Below are 18887 nucleotides of genomic sequence, written 5' to 3'. Positions count from 1 at the left end.
GATTTAGATAAATTATATTATACTTCTAAGAAGTCCAATATACCTTCTGCTGCTTCCCGACCTTCCCAAATAGCCGTTACGACTAAATCAGAACCGCGAACCATATCACCACCAGCGAATATTTTTGGATTTTTTGTTTGGAATTTAAACGTTTGCTGCTCAGCTGCCAATACTCGACCCGAGCTATCCATCGCCACTTGCTGTGACTCAAACCAGTCAGCAGGGCTAGGACGGAAACCAAAAGCCATAATCACAGCATCACAAGGGATAATTTCTTCTGAATTAGGAATCGGTTCAGGACGTTGACGACCACGGTTGTCTGGTGCGCCCAATTGAGTAGTCACAACTTTTACGCCGTTGACCTTACCATTCAAACCAATGATTTCCGTCGGCTGACGATTAAACAAGAACTCAACACCTTCCTCGCGAGCATTAACCACCTCACGGCGAGATCCTGGCATATTTTCTTCATCGCGGCGATAGGCACAGACAACCTTCTCAGCACCTTGACGAATACTGGTACGGTTGCAGTCCATTGCGGTATCACCACCACCTAGCACCACAACTCTCTTGCCTTTAAAGTCGATGTATTCTGCAGGGTTCTTTTCCCAGTCATTACAACGATTCACATTGGCAATCAAGTAGTCTAACGCATCATATACACCTTCTAACTCTTCACCAGCGAAGCCGCCACGCATGTAAGTGTAAGTGCCCATGCCCATGAACACCGCATCGTACTCGCCTAGCAACTCATCAATACTCACATCTGTACCAATTTCTGTCTCAAGACGAAACTCTATACCCATGCCTTCAAAGATGACGCGGCGATTACGCATGACATCTTTTTCCATTTTAAACTCTGGAATACCAAAGGTAAGCAAACCACCAATTTCAGGGCGCTTATCAAACACAACTGGCTTGACACCATTTCTTACTAAAATATCTGCGCAGCCAAGACCTGCAGGCCCTGCCCCAATGATAGCAACCTTTTTATCTGTCCAAACAACATCAGACATGTCAGGACGCCAGCCAAGTGCAAAGGCAGTGTCGTTGATGTATTTTTCAACATTACCAATCGTCACTGCCCCAAAGCCGTCATTTAAGGTACAAGCACCTTCACACAAGCGATCTTGTGGACAGACACGACCACAGACTTCAGGCAAAGTGTTGGTGCGGTGACACAACTCAGCAGCTTGAAATATTTGGCCTTCGGTGGCCAACTTTAGCCAATTAGGAATGTAATTATGTACTGGACATTTCCACTCACAGTACGGATTACCGCATTCAAGACAACGATGTGACTGCTGTGCTACGGCCTCACTCTCAAACGGTTTGTAAATTTCAACAAACTCTGTCGAACGCGTGGCTATGTCTTTTTTGGTCGGTTCTAACCGTGGTACATCTAAAAACTGAAAACTATTTTCTAAGCGTTTTGCCATGATGCTATCTCTCTATAGTGGGCGGTGACAGCGTTTGATAACTGACTCATTTAAAACTTAAGACATGAATATCATTGCCGTCACTTACCTGCTTAAAACTTGTGAGTTAAAACGTATCTTAAAACATATCAGCTATTGCACTATTGCGGATCAGCCATCGTGGTTTTAAGAAGGCTTGCAATGTTCGCCGCTTTTGGTTTCACTAAGTAAAACTTACGAACGTAGTGCTCAAAGTCAGCCAATATAGTCTGACCCCATGCACTGCCTGTTTTATCTACATGAGTTTCAATCACTTTTTGCAAGTGGATTCGATGCTGCTCTGTTTGCTCACTTGAAATACGGTTCAGATCGATAAGCTCATGATTGCAACAATCAAAGAAGTCACCATCCATATCGAGGACATAAGCGAAACCGCCCGTCATACCTGCCCCAAAGTTCAAACCTGTACGTCCAAGAATAGTAACAATACCGCCCGTCATATATTCACAGCAATGATCGCCTGTTCCTTCAATAACAGCATGCGCACCAGAGTTACGAACACCAAAGCGCTCACCTGCTGTACCCGCTGCATACAACCTACCACTGGTCGCACCATATAAACAGGTGTTGCCAATGATAGCCGTATCTTTTGCGGTAAACACTGAGTCTTTTGGTGGATAAATAACAATTTCACCACCTGCCATGCCTTTACCGACATAGTCGTTGGCGTCGCCTTCAAGCTCAATATTTAAACCACCTGCATTCCAAACACCTAAGCTTTGTCCTGCAGTACCAGTTAAATGCAACCTGATTGGCATATCATGCATGCCAAGATTACCCCATACTTGGGCAATTTCACCAGAAATACGTGCACCGATAGAGCGATCACAGTTACCGACATAGTAACTATAATCACCGCCTATTCCTTGGCGAATATTTACAAGCATATCACTAATCATTCGCTCAGCCAGCAACCCTTTATCAAATGGTTCATTTCGTTCTACTTGGCAAGTTTGTGCTTTACCACTGGAGGCTGGATGACTAAATAACAATGGTGTTAAATCAAGATGCTGCTGTTTATCCGTGTTACCTTCTAACACTTCTAATAAATCCGTACGTCCAACTAACTCTTCCATGCTACGCACGCCAAGTGCAGCTAGCCATTCACGGGTTTCAGTTGCCACAAACTTGAAGAAATTAATCAACATTTCAGCTTCGCCGATGAAATGCTCATCACGCAGCTTAGATTTTTGGGTTGCCACACCAGTTGGACAGTTGTTCAAATGACAAATACGTAAATACTTACAACCAACTGCGATCATCGGCGTGGTACCAAAACCGAAACTTTCTGCACCCAAAATGGCGGCTTTTACCACATCAAGCCCTGTTTTTAGACCACCATCAGTTTGTACACGGACTTTATCACGCAGTCCATTGACACGTAGCGACTGATGAGTCTCTGCCAAGCCTAGCTCCCATGGTGAGCCCGCATGGTGGATAGAGGACAATGGAGAAGCTGCTGTACCGCCATCATATCCTGAGATAGTAATGAGGTCGGCATAGGCTTTTGCCACGCCTGTCGCGATAGTGCCAACGCCTGGACGTGATACTAACTTAACCGATACCAAAGCATCCGGATTGACTTGTTTTAAATCAAAAATCAGCTGAGCCAAATCTTCGATAGAATAAATATCATGATGCGGTGGTGGTGAAATTAACGTCACGCCTGGTACGGAATAACGCAATCGTGCAATCAGTGCATTGACTTTACCACCAGGTAGCTGACCACCCTCGCCTGGCTTCGCACCTTGCGCGACTTTAATCTGCATCACTTCTGCTGACCGTAGGTACGCAGGTGTTACGCCAAAGCGACCAGAAGCAACTTGCTTGATTTTTGAGTTACGCAACGTACCATAGCGTACGGGGTCTTCACCGCCCTCACCAGAGTTTGATCGCCCACCAATGGTGTTCATCGCCATGGCAATGGACTCATGTGCTTCAGGTGATAATGCCCCTAGCGACATACCAGCGGAATCAAAACGGGTCAAGATTTTAGAGATATCTTCGACATCGTTGACATCAATAGCACTATCAGTTTTTAACTGTAACAAATCACGTAAAGTTGCGACCGGACGACTATTGACCAAATCCGCATAGTTACGATAGTTTTCATAATCACCAGTACGTACAGCGGTATGAAGACTGTTAATCACATCTGGATTGAAAGCATGATACTCTTTGTTAAAGACAAACTTGAGCAGACCACCTTGATCGAGCGGCGCACGACGCTTAAAGGCATTGGCTGCCAATTGTGCTTGGTCAGCGGCTAGGTCGGCAAAGGTAGCACCTTTAATACGGCTCTGCACACCTTTAAAGCACAAATCTACCACTTCTTCAGAGAGTCCAACTGCTTCAAATAACTGTGCGGCACGGTAAGATACAATGGTAGAAATACCCATTTTTGACAAGATTTTTAGCAGCCCTTTATCCAGACCTTTACGGAAGTTAACCCGTGCTTGAATTGGATCACCAAGCAACTCACCAGTCGCCACTAAATCATCAATGACATCATAAGCCAAGTATGGATAAACACAGGTTGCACCAAAGCCAATCAATACAGCCACTTGATGCGAGTCACGAGCCAAACCGGTCTCAATGATTAAGTTAGCATCCGTACGAATACCTTGGCCAATAAGATAGTGATGCACAGCCCCAGTAACCATAATAGCATTGGCGGGTATTTTATCTGCATCAATATCTTTATCAGATAATACTATTAGCGTATTACCAGCACGAATGGTACTCGCCACTTGCTCACAGATAGCCGTGATGGCGTCTGATAGTTCTAAGTTACGATCATAGTTCAAATCTATACGTGCCATCTTAAATGATGGATCGTCTAGATCTTCCAACTGTTTCATCTTACTGGCTGACAATACCGGTGATGATAAAATAATACGGTGAGCATCTCTCGCTGATGGCGCAAACACATTAGTTTCAGCACCCAAGCACGTCTGTAGCGACATCACGATAGATTCACGTAATGGATCAATCGGTGGATTGGTTACCTGTGCAAACTGCTGACGGAAGAAATCACCTATATGGCGTATTTGCTGTGACAACACGGCCATTGGTGTATCATCACCCATCGAGCCAACTGGCTCTTGACCGTTTTCGGCGTTGGGACGAATGATTTCAGTACGCTCTTCATTGGTAATGTGATACATTTTTTGCAATGCTTTTAGCTGTTCACCTCGGCATGCTTGCACTGAAAGTTCTTCTTCTAGTCGCTCATCATCACGAATACGAGTTGCTTCTTCACGCAGCCATTTACGGTATGGATGTGCTTTTTTCAATAACGTAGCAATGGCTTTAGTGTCTAGAATCTGCCCAGTTAAAGTATCGATAACCAACATTTGACCTGGACCGACACGACCTTTTGCTAATACATCTTTAGGATCATAATCCCAAACGCCAACCTCAGAAGCTACTGTAATATAGCCGTTCTTAGTCGTCACCCAACGTGACGGACGTAGACCGTTTCGATCAAGCATACAGACTGCATAACGCCCATCTTGAATAACCAAACCGGCTGGGCCATCCCAAGCTTCCATATGCTGCGAATAGAACTCATAAAACGCACGCAAATCCATATCCATACTATCGACGTTCTGCCATGCTGGCGGTACTAGAATAGACATCGCATGGAACAAGTTCATGCCACCTGACATGAGCACTTCAAGCATATTATCCAAACTTGATGAATCAGAACCGCTGCTGTTTACGAGCGGTGTTAGCTGGTTCAAATTGGGAAGCTTGTCTGATTTTAGTTTTGGTGTACGAGCTTCAGACCAGTTACGGTTACCAGTAATCGTATTCAACTCACCATTGTGTGCCAAATAACGGAATGGCTGTGCCAATGGCCAGCGTGGTAACGTATTAGTAGAAAAGCGCTGATGGAATACCACAATATGTGAAGCCAAACGCTTGTCTTGTAAATCTAAAAAGAAAGCAGGCAGGTCTGATGGCATTACCAAACCTTTATAAATAATCGTCTGGCAACTCAAAGAACAAACATAAAACAGTTCGTCATCCAACAAACGTTGCTCTGCTTTCTTACGTGCGACAAACAGCTTGCGATTAAAATCATCCGCAGCTAAATCATCGGGAGCATTAACAAATACCTGCTGAAAATCTGGTAGCGTCTCACGACCAATCTCACCAACGATACTGAGATCAAGTGGCACATCACGCCAGCCAGCCACTTCTAACCCTTGGGCTGTAATTTCATCGCTTAATATTTTTTGGCTATATTCAGCTTTATCACTATCTAAATTAACGAACACCATGCCAACGGCAAAATTATCCGTAATGGCAAATTGCTGCTCATCAGCAATCTGTTTGAAGAAATCGGTAGGCGTCGCTAATAGTAAGCCACAACCATCACCAGTTTTACCATCAGCAGCAACACCGCCACGGTGAGTCATACAGCTTAGACTATGAATAGCAGTTTTTACCAAATCATGACTGGCTTGCCCTTCAATATGGGCAATCAAACCAAAACCACAGTTATCAGAAAAGTCATCTGGCGTTGCCAGGTGAGTTTGCGAGGAAATCATTGACATAGCTGGTCCTTGTGAGTAAACGGGTAGCCTATACATCCAATGCGGCACATAAGCTAGCACCCGTAAGCAGAACGGGCTGATAATTAATATTCGTATCCAAATTAATAAATAGCGCAACGCTCAGAGACACTCTGCATTAAGAGCAAGGTCAGATCCTTAACCCTCTTAGTCATGAGCCTATGTCTCAATAAATAATTAGCGTATTAACAGATAGTAAGTAATTGCTCTTGGCAACAGGAGAACGTAACACCTTGCATACCAATTACTTAGTTATCAATAACGTAATGTCGTTATTTTGAGTATCACTTATTATCAAACCATACCTAACGCTTAAAGCCAATCCGTTGAGTATTTGATAACAATGCATTTGATTAATTTTGAATATCTGACGCTCTGTATTCAAGCGCTTTATTAACCCTAAAAAGAGTGAAAATAAGAGAGGTTGCGTCACTTGCAATCGCTGATATACAAATAAAAAATAGCGGCGCTTGAGGCAAAAAAACGTTAGTAACTTACCTTATAAACAACAGAATCATACTAATCGACTGTTAAATAAACAGTTTTTACGATAACTATACAGAACGTCGCCCATAGTTATATTAGTTAATGATGGACAAAAAATCTAGTCTTTTCTACTGATTCATCAACCATATTTTGTAAGAGAACTTATTACTATTGGTTATAGAACCACCAAAACCTTGAAGCAAAAACGTAAAATAAAGCGATGATTGTCAGGCTGCGTTGAGGATTTACACCAATAAAGATTACAAAGAAAATCAGGGTGGTCACTACCTTTTGTATACCAAGCAAGTGTGACATAGTGAGATCATGTTAAAGCTCACTATAGTCAAATCTATATCAATAAATAAACGAGCGACTAAACACAGCCTAGCACAGCCTAGCAACGATTTAGCTGTGTTTAGTCCATCGAATGTTTAATACTCAAATTGAGAACGCGCCCCAAATAGCGCGACCATCACTAATTACTCTTAGACTCTATCAGCGCTTTCATACTGTCATCACTGTCTTTAGGAGGCGTATTAGTATTCGTATTACTATTGCCAGAACTTGTGCTATTAGTCGTACTTGGCGGCTTAGGGGTTGGCACTATTGGCGGTTTTGGAGGTGTACTACTATCAGGGACTGCTGTCGCAGGCTTTTTATTGTCCTGTTCAGGCTTGTTTGAGTTGCCCTCATTTTTATTCGCTGTAACAGGGGTTACTTGTTCATCATTCACAACAGTACGTTCTTCATTAACCGATAAAGTATCAGAGGTATCTGCTGACTGACGAATGCTTTCACTGCCCGGTTCTTGGTCTTCTGGTGGTTTCTGACGCACTGGAACCTCACGCTTAGTAGGCTCTAGATCAACTGCACGAATACTCTTGGCGCTCAAATCCTGCATCGGCTCCGAACGTGTATAGTTATCAATGAGGCCAACATAGCGATTGATTTCTTCTGGTAATGCACGCACATTAGCAGGTAATCTAAAGTCTATAAGTTTTGTTGCCCCAACAGCTTCTTGTGGGCTACTCATCAATCCATAAATCAGCATATAACGTGTTTGCTTCTTATCATCAAGATAACGAAAATAAGCAAATTTATCTCGATCTTCACGCCCGTCTAAATAACTAGTAATCACCTCGTTTTCAGCAACATTCATTACCTGAACGGTCCACTTACCCTTATGAGCGAGTAAGTAACCTTTGTCTTTAAATTCATCAGGGTAATTGCGCAAATCTCGAATCGCCGCATCAAAACTAATTGGCTGTACATCCGTATCAAGCTCATGCAACGATTCAATTTTTAAAGGCTGCTCAAGTTCAGTGCTAAGCGTCTCCGGTGCTGATATCGGAGCATTTTCAATTTTGGCACCCATTGCCGGCGTTTGACTAAACATCCAAATGAGAGCCGTAACTACGCCTAATAATAAGGTTACTACCAGCCAAATCAATGCTTGACGTCGATATGATTGGCTAGCGGTACGCGGCGTCGGTCTTGAGGCGGCCATGAGGGTATCCTTGGTAAAATAAAGTTGACTGCATTAAATAACGATATATGCACATAGTATTAGCGCAAACCAGTATACTTGAATGCTTAATTTCAATAAGCATTTATAGTAACTGAGATTTTGAGAGATTACGCGCTTGGCTGTGATAATACCTCAGTCAAAAGCTTGGGATCAAAATCATTGGTCATTACAGCCTTACCTAGAGATTTTAACAAAATGAGACGGATTTGTCCGTGTTTCACTTTTTTATCATGCCCCATCAAACTCAAAGCAGTTTGCGCATCAATAGTTGGTGCTGCAATGGGTAAGTTGGCCAACATTAAAATACGTTTAATACGAGCCACTTCTTCGATCGTTAACCAACCAATTTTTTGTGAGAGCTCAGCAGCTTGTACCATACCAGCAGCGACTGCTTCGCCATGTAGCCAATTACCATAGCCTTGATGTGTTTCAATCACATGCCCAAAAGTATGACCAAAGTTCAGTAGCGCGCGTACACCTGACTCTCTTTCATCTTGCGCAACGACATCAGCCTTATACTGACAGCAGCGTTTTACTGCATCGCCAAGTACCGCCAAATCTAATGCTATCATTGCAGGTAGATTGTCCTCAAGCCAAGTCAAAAAAGGCTCATCCATAATAAGCGCATACTTAATAACCTCAGCCAACCCTGCTGACAGCTCACGCTCAGGCAAAGTTCTCAGTGTACTCATATCCGCAAGTACCATTTGTGGCTGCCAAAAAGCACCAATCATATTTTTACCATGAGGATGATTGATTCCTGTCTTACCACCTACACTGGAATCCACTTGCGACAAAAGCGTTGTTGGAATTTGAATAAAGTTCACTCCGCGCATAAAACTTGCTGCAGCAAACCCTGTCATATCACCAATAACACCTCCACCTAACGCAATAAGTGTCACATCACGATTAAAATGCTTTGCCATCAATGCATCATAAATGAGGTTGATATTCGCTTGATTTTTATACTGCTCACCATCTGGTAGTACACAAGTGCTAACCGTAAACTGCTTTGTTAGCTCGTCCTCCAGTTCTTTTAAATACAAAGGAGCAACGGTGTCATTCGTGACAATCAAAACTTGGCGACCACTAATATAAGGAGTGACCTGTTCTGCCATGCTATTATTTTCTATCGCCGTTTTTTCCGTAATGACAATTGGATAGTCATGACTTTGCGTATGCACTGTCAAACCATCATGAAACATTGACTTTGTCATTAGAGACTCCCTAAGCATTTTAATAAAATAAAAGTGACTTAACTTCAGTAATAATATCGTCGATCATTACTTATGATTCATTTTCTTTATGGTTTGGCACTGTGACAGTAGATACACTAAAGGACTCTAGTTGCTGTAAGAGTTGGTTAACCATATGACGAGGATAAGTATGACCCGTTGGCATAACAATATCAGCAACTTGACGGTATAATGGATCACGCTTGCTATATAAATCTTGCAAGATTTTCCTAGGATTGGGCTGCTGTAATAATGGGCGTGATTTATCTTTGGCAGTACGTGCCATTTGGACATCAACTGGCGCATTCAAATACACAACGATACCGCGCTGCTGTAAAAACGCTCTATTCTCAGCGCACATAACAGCTCCACCACCAGTAGCCAATACAATTTGGTTTTTTTGAGTCAACTCATCGATAGCTCGCGTTTCACGCTCACGAAACCCCGCTTCGCCTTCTTTGGCAAAGATCCACGCAATATCAGCGCCTGTCTGCGACTCGACATACCAGTCACTATCTACAAAGGTGCGACCTAACTGCTTAGCAAGCAGTTTTCCAATTGTCGTCTTCCCTGCTCCCATCGGCCCTACTAAAAACACCGATGGCAATTCCTCAACCATAATACTTACTCAGTTAAATTAGCTATCATACAACGTCATTGATATTCTGGCTAGTAACGAGGCTCTATTATTAGTAATAACTGAGTGCCTGTTGACCATTCACAAATAAGCACTACTGATCACTAAAACAAGGCCATAAAAAAGCAAGCACTTAGGCTTGCTTTTTTCTTTTATTGGATAACATACTATTAGCTGTAACTTACACAGCCAATACTATTATTAATCCAAGCGACTAACACCATCATTAATCAACTTAGTCGTGATGAATATCAACAACTCTTGTTTCTCATTACTACGCACATCTTTGCGGAAGGCGCGGCCAATATACGGCAAATCCCCTAAGAAAGGCACTTTATCCACGCCGTTACTGGTACGGTTTTTGAACACGCCACCTAAGACCACGGTCTGGCCATCTTCGATGATAACGTTGGTTGAGATTGAGTCTTCAGCGATGGCGACCTGATTGTTGATGATGGTCGGTGTGCCATTGGTGATGAGGAGTTGTAGGCCAATTTTACCATCAGGGGTGATGTTTGGCGTGGCCTCCAAGCTCAGCGCCGCTTCTTTAAAGCTGGTGGTGGTCGCGCCACTGGCTGAGGCCTCTTGATACGGAATCTGAGTCCCAGATGACACCTTTGCGGTTTGTTTATCCGCGGTCAAAATCTTCGGCGTCGAGATGACTTCACCGCGATTGTCCGCTTGCAGCGCTGATAGCTCAAGGTCGAGCATCACATCTGATACATTCAAGATACCAAAAGCAACACCTGCAGGGTTTGAAATACCCAAATCAACGTTCAAGCCACTAGATGTCAGACGGTTATCATCGGGTTTGCCATCAAACAAAATACCCCAACTTACGCCAAGCTCCTTACTAAAGCTATCGGTTGCACTAACGATACGCGCTTCAATCATGACCTGACGGACTGGAATATCAATTTTACCAATCAATTTATGAATATTTTCGATGCTTTCAGCAACGTCTTTGATAATCAAGGTATTGGTACGCTCATCAACCGTGACGGTACCGCGATTTGACAACAAAGAGTTATTGTCGTCGGCACGGTTTGAGCTACTACCAGAAGAGCCGCTGCCTTGAGAAATCAATGTCAGAACATCTTGCGCTTTAGCATAGCTTAAGCGGATGTACTCTGTACGTAACGGTGCAAAAGATTCAACCGCTTGCTGTGCTTCAAGCTCACGTGCCTCTTGCTCGGCAAGCTCGGTAGCAGGTGCCACCAAAATTACATTGCCATTTTCACGTTTACCGAGATTTTTACTCTTTAAGATAATATCAAGCGCCTGATCCCACGGCACGTTGATAAGACGCAAGGTGATATTCCCAGCAACTGAATCATTAGCCACGATATTCATTTCTGTAAACTGCGCTAAAATATCTAAGACACTACGAATTTCAACGTCTTGGAATTCCATAGATAATGGCTCACCACTATATACTTTTTCTTCAAGCGTCGGCTCACGTAATAGTGCTGGCTTATTGATACTAATGTTTAATTGACTACCTGATTGATAGGCTTGATACTCATAATCATCAGTCATATTAATAGTAATGACACCATTCTGACCTTGATTCTTGGTATCAATGCTATTAACAAGACCACTATTAATATTTAAACGGCGTAATAGGTTTCTAGGCACTGTACTACCAGTTAAATATACCACCAACTTGTTACCTTGGCGTTGTACGTCAACTGGTATGGCTTCATTGTTAAGTGCGATACTAACATTACCACCGCCATCATTTCCTGCTGAAAAATCAACCGCACTCAACCCTTCATAGCTATACTGCTTGCTCACTTGTGAAGAAGCAAGTTGTGGACTCAACAATGGATTGACTCTGACTACCATCGTATCCGCTGGTACTTGGTTTTCAGTCACAGTCTGACTGCTTGTATTAGCAGTATATCCACTACTGGCTTCTACAATTGGTGTCGTTGTGACATTATTGTTCAATACATCTTGGACAGGATCGCTGGTCATCACTGAACCATTGGGATCAGTGATGGTTAATACTAAATCGTTGCCATCAATCGTTGTTGTATAACTGCCTGTTTGTTTTAATCCAACAATAAGGCGAGTGGTACTGTCACTACTTAGCGTAGTGAGATCATTGACTATCCCAGTATTGTATTCACTAAAGCGACTTGCAAGTCCGTTTTGTACTTGCTCAAAATCTAATACCAAACGGCTAGGGTCATCAAGTTGATAAGCTGCAGGTAATACTGGTGAACCTGAAAAACCCAAACGAATTTGCGTCACTGCTGGCGCAGTTTGCACCACAGAGACATCATTAATGCGCTGTGCAGCATGGGCACTGTTGCTCACTGCTACCATACTAATTGCCAATGCTGAAATGGCAAAAGCAGAAGAGACGCGGTTGCTCATCATCGTTACCTTGTTATTGCGTACTGTCATTATTTATTCCTCAAAAATCTGCCGACTTAGCTTATAGGGGAAACCAACGACTGGGGTTTTTCAACGAACCCTGCGCGGCTGTCTGGCACAATTTCAATCAAGTTAATCTGAGTCGGCGTGATTTCAACAATACGGCCGTTATTTACGCCAAGATAATCACCTACTTTAACATTCGCGACTGAACCATCAGGACGCTGTATCAACGCATACTCTTGACCTTCAGGTGAAGTAACAACACCGCGAAAGACCAGTTGCGCTAATTCATATTGTTCCAATTGTTCTTTTACCCTTGCAGGATCAGGGCGCACGCCGTCGATAGAAGTAGTAGGGCCTTGTGCATTCACTAAACTCGGTGGTAAAAATGGACTGCGCTGGGCACTGGCACTATAGACAAAATCTTCTACCAGCTCAGCCTTGGGCGGTGGCTCGATAGGCTGTGCAGGCTGATTACGTATGTCCGTCATTGCTTGCTCTGCCATACCAATACGATCTGTACAACCTGTTATCGATAAAACAGCAATGCTTAAGGCCAATAGCGTAGGCAGTTTTTGAATAGTCATTAGTTGCCTCCTGCATTATCAGTAGTAGCTTCAGTATCACTCTCAGAATTTACTTCTTTTGAGCGATAAGTTTTGGTTTGCAGTACCAAATTAAGCTCCGGTAAAACATCCAAAGTTGGCTTCGGATTGCTAACTTCAAAATCATGCATAGTAATGATTCGCGGTAGAGCAGCAAGACCACTAATAAAACTACCAAACTGGTGGTATTCACCTAACGCAGCAATACGAATAGGTTGCTCAATAAAGAATTCCTTTTCAATTTCAGGCTCAACCGAAATATCTTGAAAACGTATGTTACTACCCACGCCCGTCATGTTGATACCTTCTACTAACTCTGACACACGTGTTTCTTTTGGCAACTGATCAAGCAAAGTATTAAACTCAGTTTCCATTTGAACTACTTGTGCTTTGTAGGCTTCTAAATGACGTGCCCGTGATTCTTTTTCACGGTAACTATCTAGTAAAGTCTTTTGCTGACTCTCAGCAGCCTTTATTTCATCAATTTTGCTACTAATCGGTAGGGCCCATGCTAATGCCACTATAAGCGTAACAATCAGCCCGATTACGGTTGCTTTTACTGGTAATGGCCAACTGCCATAGTTTTCAGAATCCAACGATTCAAAACTGCGACGAAACTCCTGCAAATCAAACTGCTTCTTTGTTTTAGAGGCCGCTTTTTTGTTTTTGATTAGACTTTTTTTACGGCTAAGCTTCATAACTCACCTCCAAGACTAGTACTAGCGTCATCAGGTTTGGCTGACTCTGACTGAACTTTAGTCGTTACTACAAACTGAACATAGCTGTCTTCAGGATAAGCAGGACGTGGTTGCGTACCAGTAGTAACCGTACTGTTAAGCACTGGAGCAGATTCATAAGCATTGATATTCTGTTGAATGTTACTAACAGCTGAGCCATCCATCCATTTGCTCTTATCAAGATTGCGAATCAAACTTGACACAACATTTGGGTTATCCGCTAAACCTGTGAGAGTAAGCGTATCGCCTTCACGTTTTAAATTATTTAAGTAAAGTGCTGGAGGCATGGCTTTTGCAAGATCATCCCATAAACGTACAGGCACAGGGCGTCGGCCTTGCAAATCTTGAATAACCTGCATCCGTGAAATGATATCTTCACGCCGCTGCTCTAGACTATCAATTTCAACTAATACTGTGTCTAAACGGGTGTTTTCCTGTTCAATCAAAGCATTTGCATCACGTTGTTCATCAAGCGCATTGTTAAAATAACTCCATGAAGCAAATGCTGCCAGTAAAGCCAGCAGAGTCACCGCTACTACCAAAGTTATAAATTCTTTATTGCGACGTTCGCGCTCTTCTTGTCGCCAGGGTAAGAGGTTAATACGAGCCATTAGTCGAAGCTCCTTAACGCAAGACCGCATGCGGCCATTAGGCTTGGTGCATCAATTGCTAGTTGCTCATTATCAATATTCGGTGCAATGGTCATATTAATAAAAGGATTCGCAGTACTAACAGTCACACCAAGTTTTTGTTGTGCCATACCTGCAAGACCCGCAATAGAGCTGCTACCGCCAGCCAGCACTACGTGATCAATACTGCTGTATTGGCTCGAAGAAAAATAAAACTGTAATGATCGAGTAATTTGTTGAATCGTACTTTCAATAAAAGGAATCAATACATCAGGGTGATAATCATCAGGCAACGTGTTTTCACGCTTGCTTATTGCAGCTTCTTCAGCGGATAACCCATAACGGTTTTGTATTGCTTCTGTCAGTTGAACACCACCAAACAACTGCTCACGACTGTATATAAACTCACCGTTTTTGGCGACGTATAATGTCGTTTGATTATGTCCAATATCAACCAATGCGACCAACTCTGGATTACTCGGTAAATTATCTACCATGAGTCCAAAAGCACGCTCAATCGCGTGAGACTCAATATCGACAACCTTAGTCTGTAACCCACCAAAGGTTAGTGCATCAACTCGTTGATCGACGTTTTCTGAGCGAGACGCCGCAAGCAACACCTGCACCATCTCGTCACTGGCTAAAGAAGGACCGACCACTTCAAAATCCAAGTTAACGTCTTCTAATGGGTAAGGGACATATTGATCGGCATCTAAGCGTATTTGAGCTTCACGCTCAACATCGCTTAGCGATTTGTCCATATCGATAATTTTGGTAATGACGGCTGACCCTGAGACCGCAGTAGCAGCATCAGCACCAGCCACTTGGCAACGTTTAGCTAAGCTAGTAATAATATTACCAACCGCTTCAGTATCTAAGAGAAGTTTATCGACGACTATACCTTCCGGCAGCCTCTCAATACCATAAGATTTTAGATGAAACATGCCTTGTTGGCGCTGTATATCAACCAATTTCACTGAGGTGGCACAGATATCCACACCAATCAAATGTTGATTTTTGGAAGTAAATAGCCTCACAAACTCTATACCTTATATTAAGTGTACAATCTGATAGTTATTTGTAATAATTGAATACAATACTTTACTTAATAGATAGATTCAAGCATTTATATAACTTATTGAGTCTAACTTACACATTTATTATGCCCTGCTTATTTTGTTCAAGGTATAATACCCCTATCTGTTGCAAATTTTAATTGATAAGTCTTCTTATGATCAAAGAAAATGCTACCGCCCGCCTTATTCATTTTTTGGTAGGGCTTTTTGTTGCCTGCTTAGCGTTAGCGGTTATCTTAGCGCTTGCTGTGCCTATTGGTTTTTATGGTATGGCGATGTATTTATCGCCAACCTTGCCTAGCACTCAAGAGATCAAGAAAGCAAAACTAGAGATGCCATTACAAATATACAGCAGTGATGACAAATTGATTGGTCAATACGGTAATCGTCTATCCCTACCCATTACATTTGACGAGATTCCTGACAACTTAACACATGCTTTTTTGGCAGCAGAAGATGCCTCTTTTTTTCAACATAGCGGTATCAGCATTAAAGGGTTAGGACGTGCCGTTACTGAAGCGGTCACCGATGACGATAGCCAAACTGGTGGTTCTACTATCACCATGCAGGTCGCCAAAAACTACTTTTTAAGTTCAGAACGTACTTTAAATCGCAAACTGACTGAATTGTTCTTAGCACGTAAAATTGAAGACGAACTCAGTAAAAATGATATTTTGACATTGTATGTCAACAAAATCTACTTAGGTGAAGGTGCCTATGGTGTCCGTGCCGCTGCCAAAAAATATTATAGTAAATCACTAGACAACCTTACTATTGCTGAAACAGCAATGTTGGCAGGTCTGCCAAAAGCTCCTTCTAAATACAACCCTGTTGCCAATCCTGAACGTGCATTGACTCGCCGTAACTGGATTATCGGTCGCATGCATGAACTGGGCTATATTACCGAAGCAGAACGTGATGAGGCAATTTCCTCACCTATTGGTATTAAACTTTATAAAGAAAAACTTGATGTGAATATGCCATATCTGGCAGAAATGACACGCGCTACGTTGGTTAATCGCTATGGTAAGCAGGTAATGCATAGCGGTTGGCGAGTACGTCTTACCATTGACAGTGAAGCGCAAACAGACGCAGAAGCAGCAGTGCTTAAAGGTTTAGTTGCTTATGATCATCGACATGGTTGGCGCGGTGCTGAAGCAAACGACGAACCACTAGAAAACTTCCGTCGCTATAGCAGCATGTCCCCTGCCAAAGTTACTAAAGTCAATTCGCGCAGCTTTGAAGCGACGATGCCTTCAGGTGAAAGTGTCACCGTTAATTGGTCAGGTATGAACTGGGCTCGCAAATATATTTCTGTGAATCGTATCGGTTACGCTCCTAGTAACGCCAGTCAAATAGTCAGTGAAAACGACATCATTCGTCTAATACCAACAGCCAACGGTAATTGGCAATTAGCGCAAATCCCTAAGATACAAAGCAGCCTAGTTTCTCTAAATCCTTCGACTGGTGCAGTTAATGCCTTAATCGGAGGCTTTGATTTTAATCACAACAAGTTCAATCGAGCCTTACAAGGCTGGCGGCAACCTGGGTCAACAATTAAACCGCTTGTCTATACATCAGCTCTCAAAAAGGGCTATCGTCCAGATACGATGGTCTCAGATAATCCTATCCAAGTAGGTGGCTGGAAACCTAAAAACTCCGATGGACGCTTTTTAGGGGATATCACTCTACGTCGTGGTTTATATTTATCACGTAATTTAGTATCTATCCGTCTATTACAAGCCATTGGTATCACTGATACACTCAATCTACTAGATGAATTTGGTCTTGATAAAGAAAAACTTCCAACAACTTTATCGTTAGCACTGGGAGCAGGACAAGCGACACCGTTGCAGATGGCAACTGCTTATTCAACTTTTGCAAATGGTGGTCATCGCATACAACCTTACTTCATTGAACAGATTTATAACTATAACAACAAACTATTATTCCAAGCCAATCCTCAACAAGCCTGCGCTAAATGTTTCAACGAAAAACTCGAAGCAATGAATAAAAAAGCAGTCGAAGACTATGAAGCTTCAATTGAAAATTCAGATAAGACTGCAAGTAATGCAACATCTACTAACCAACAAAACCTAGATGCAGTAGAAAACAGTGACGAGAGCATCGATTTGAGTATCTATGATGCAAGTCCACAATCTGATCGTTTAAAAGCACCTCCAGCTCAGTATGAGTTGGCCAAGCAAGCCCCTCGAATATTAGAACCTAGAGTTGCTTTTGATATGGCAGATATATTGCGTGATGTGGTACAACGTGGTACAGCCGTACGAGCAAAAGCTTTGGGACGTAGTGATATTGGTGGTAAAACAGGTACCACTAATGATGCAAAAGATGCTTGGTTTGCAGGTTTCCATCCTACTAATGCAACGGTAGTGTGGATGGGATTTGATCAGCCATCAACCATGGGCCGCCGCGAATATGGTGGTGTGGCAGCATTGCCAGTTTGGATGGATTTTATGAGAGCTCAGCTCAAGAATACGCCTCGCCAATGGGTACCCAACGAACAAGGCTTTACCTCTAGAAGACTGCAGAAAAAGACTGTAGAAACTAAGGATAATGATGAAAGTAGCGAGCCAGATACATCAGAAAAGCCAGTTACTACGCAAACACAGCAGCGTACGCCCTTAACGCCTGAACCTGAGTTAAGTCCACAGACACCACGAACTACTAATCGCGGTAATAATGATGGTGTACCACAAAACCCATTGTCAGCAACGCCAGTCGAATCGCTACCACCGATGCCAGAATAAATCATCGATACAACCAGTGCATATTAGACAATAACCCCCCTATTCATGCTATTGAGTAGGGGTTTTATTATTTTTATAGAATATGCATGCGTATCTATTTATCTTTAAGCTAAATTCTACTAAAACTCAACCATACCAGCACGTAGTTGTTCAATCAAATCTAAAAACTGCTGGCGCCATTCACGTATCGTTGCCTCATCTGGTAACCATTGGTTTGATAAAGTAACCACATTAACAATCAGATCCGAAGACTGCGCTGTCTCACTACTTGACTTTTCATCTATGATCGTATCAGGCTGTACGGCATACAAACAACGCTGATAAGCACGCTCTATATTTGCAAGAAACCCCTGTTGTCTTATCTGCTGTAAACGCTGAATCTCAGGAGATACCTGCGTACGCTCACTCAATGCTTTTTCGATATCTGACAATGTGGGGGTTGGAATGTTTAAACTGTAGAAATAACCAAGCTCTTGGGTAAATGCGAGAAAAGCGCCATATAAGTGAAAAATAGCAGTCTCACAATGCGCTTGGTATAGCTGCTTATCATTAGTCGCCCCTGCTGATTGACAGGACAGACGACAAAAATACAGTTTTTGATTGGTTCGATCGGCTTGATACTTGGCAACACGAGTTTTACCTGCCATTTGCTATTTATCCTTATATTAATAATAAGTGCTAATAAGTTGCAGCTACAGTCAGCGAACGGCTAAACCGCTACCGCGTTATTCTCC

General features: G+C 42.7%; 12 protein-coding genes. 1 reads left to right on the top strand and 11 read right to left on the bottom strand.

Annotated elements, in window-relative coordinates:
* Positions 1-17: 17 nt before the first annotated feature.
* The 10 genes from EI164_RS03850 to pilM all read right to left on the bottom strand — a co-directional run bounded on the left by EI164_RS03850 (position 18) and on the right by pilM (position 15343).
* Positions 18-1439 (bottom strand): glutamate synthase subunit beta, encoded by a 1422-nt coding sequence (locus EI164_RS03850; protein ID WP_192518676.1) that lies wholly within the window; start codon positions 1437-1439, stop codon positions 18-20.
* Positions 1440-1579: 140 nt separating this feature from the next.
* Positions 1580-6079 (bottom strand): glutamate synthase large subunit, encoded by a 4500-nt coding sequence (gene gltB / locus EI164_RS03845; protein ID WP_413038431.1) that lies wholly within the window; start codon positions 6077-6079, stop codon positions 1580-1582.
* Between the two features lie 943 nt (positions 6080-7022).
* Entirely contained in the window at positions 7023-8054 is a 1032-nt protein-coding gene (locus tag EI164_RS03840; RefSeq protein ID WP_192518674.1) for a hypothetical protein, read from the bottom strand.
* 128 nt (positions 8055-8182) lie between these two features.
* Positions 8183-9292, bottom strand: a complete 1110-nt coding sequence (gene aroB / locus EI164_RS03835) for a 3-dehydroquinate synthase (RefSeq protein ID WP_192518673.1) — start codon at positions 9290-9292, stop codon at positions 8183-8185.
* A gap of 70 nt (positions 9293-9362) precedes the next feature.
* Positions 9363-9929, bottom strand: a complete 567-nt coding sequence (gene aroK / locus EI164_RS03830; protein ID WP_192518672.1) for a shikimate kinase AroK — start codon at positions 9927-9929, stop codon at positions 9363-9365.
* 219 nt (positions 9930-10148) lie between these two features.
* Complete coding sequence (gene pilQ / locus EI164_RS03825) at positions 10149-12362, bottom strand: type IV pilus secretin PilQ (protein ID WP_192518671.1); 2214 nt, start codon at positions 12360-12362, stop codon at positions 10149-10151.
* Between the two features lie 26 nt (positions 12363-12388).
* On the bottom strand, positions 12389-12922 hold the full coding sequence (locus EI164_RS03820; protein ID WP_192518670.1) for a pilus assembly protein PilP: 534 nt from the start codon (positions 12920-12922) through the stop codon (positions 12389-12391).
* Positions 12922-13638, bottom strand: a complete 717-nt coding sequence (locus EI164_RS03815) for a type 4a pilus biogenesis protein PilO (RefSeq protein WP_192518669.1) — start codon at positions 13636-13638, stop codon at positions 12922-12924. Before EI164_RS03815 ends, EI164_RS03820 begins: the two co-directional genes overlap by 1 nt.
* The gene (locus tag EI164_RS03810) at positions 13635-14288 is read right to left on the bottom strand and encodes a PilN domain-containing protein (RefSeq protein WP_192518668.1); all 654 of its coding nucleotides are present in this window, start codon (positions 14286-14288) and stop codon (positions 13635-13637) included. Before EI164_RS03810 ends, EI164_RS03815 begins: the two co-directional genes overlap by 4 nt.
* On the bottom strand, positions 14288-15343 hold the full coding sequence (gene pilM, locus EI164_RS03805) for a type IV pilus assembly protein PilM (RefSeq protein WP_192518667.1): 1056 nt from the start codon (positions 15341-15343) through the stop codon (positions 14288-14290). The genes EI164_RS03810 and pilM overlap by 1 nt, the downstream gene beginning before the upstream one ends.
* Positions 15344-15537: 194 nt before the next feature.
* Between pilM and EI164_RS03800 the strand changes: the two genes are divergently transcribed.
* Entirely contained in the window at positions 15538-18153 is a 2616-nt protein-coding gene (locus tag EI164_RS03800; protein WP_192518666.1) for a penicillin-binding protein 1A, read from the top strand.
* 119 nt (positions 18154-18272) lie between these two features.
* On the opposite strand, the gene EI164_RS03795 is transcribed toward EI164_RS03800, so the two are convergent.
* Positions 18273-18800 carry a DUF6586 family protein gene (locus EI164_RS03795; protein WP_192518665.1) on the bottom strand — a complete coding sequence of 176 codons (528 nt, stop codon included), beginning with the start codon at positions 18798-18800 and terminating at the stop codon, positions 18273-18275.
* Positions 18801-18887: the final 87 nt, after the last annotated feature.

It is taken from the genome of Psychrobacter sp. FME13 (assembly GCF_014861395.1).
GTDB lineage: Bacteria > Pseudomonadota > Gammaproteobacteria > Pseudomonadales > Moraxellaceae > Psychrobacter.
This window is presented reverse-complemented; position numbering and strand designations above follow the sequence as displayed.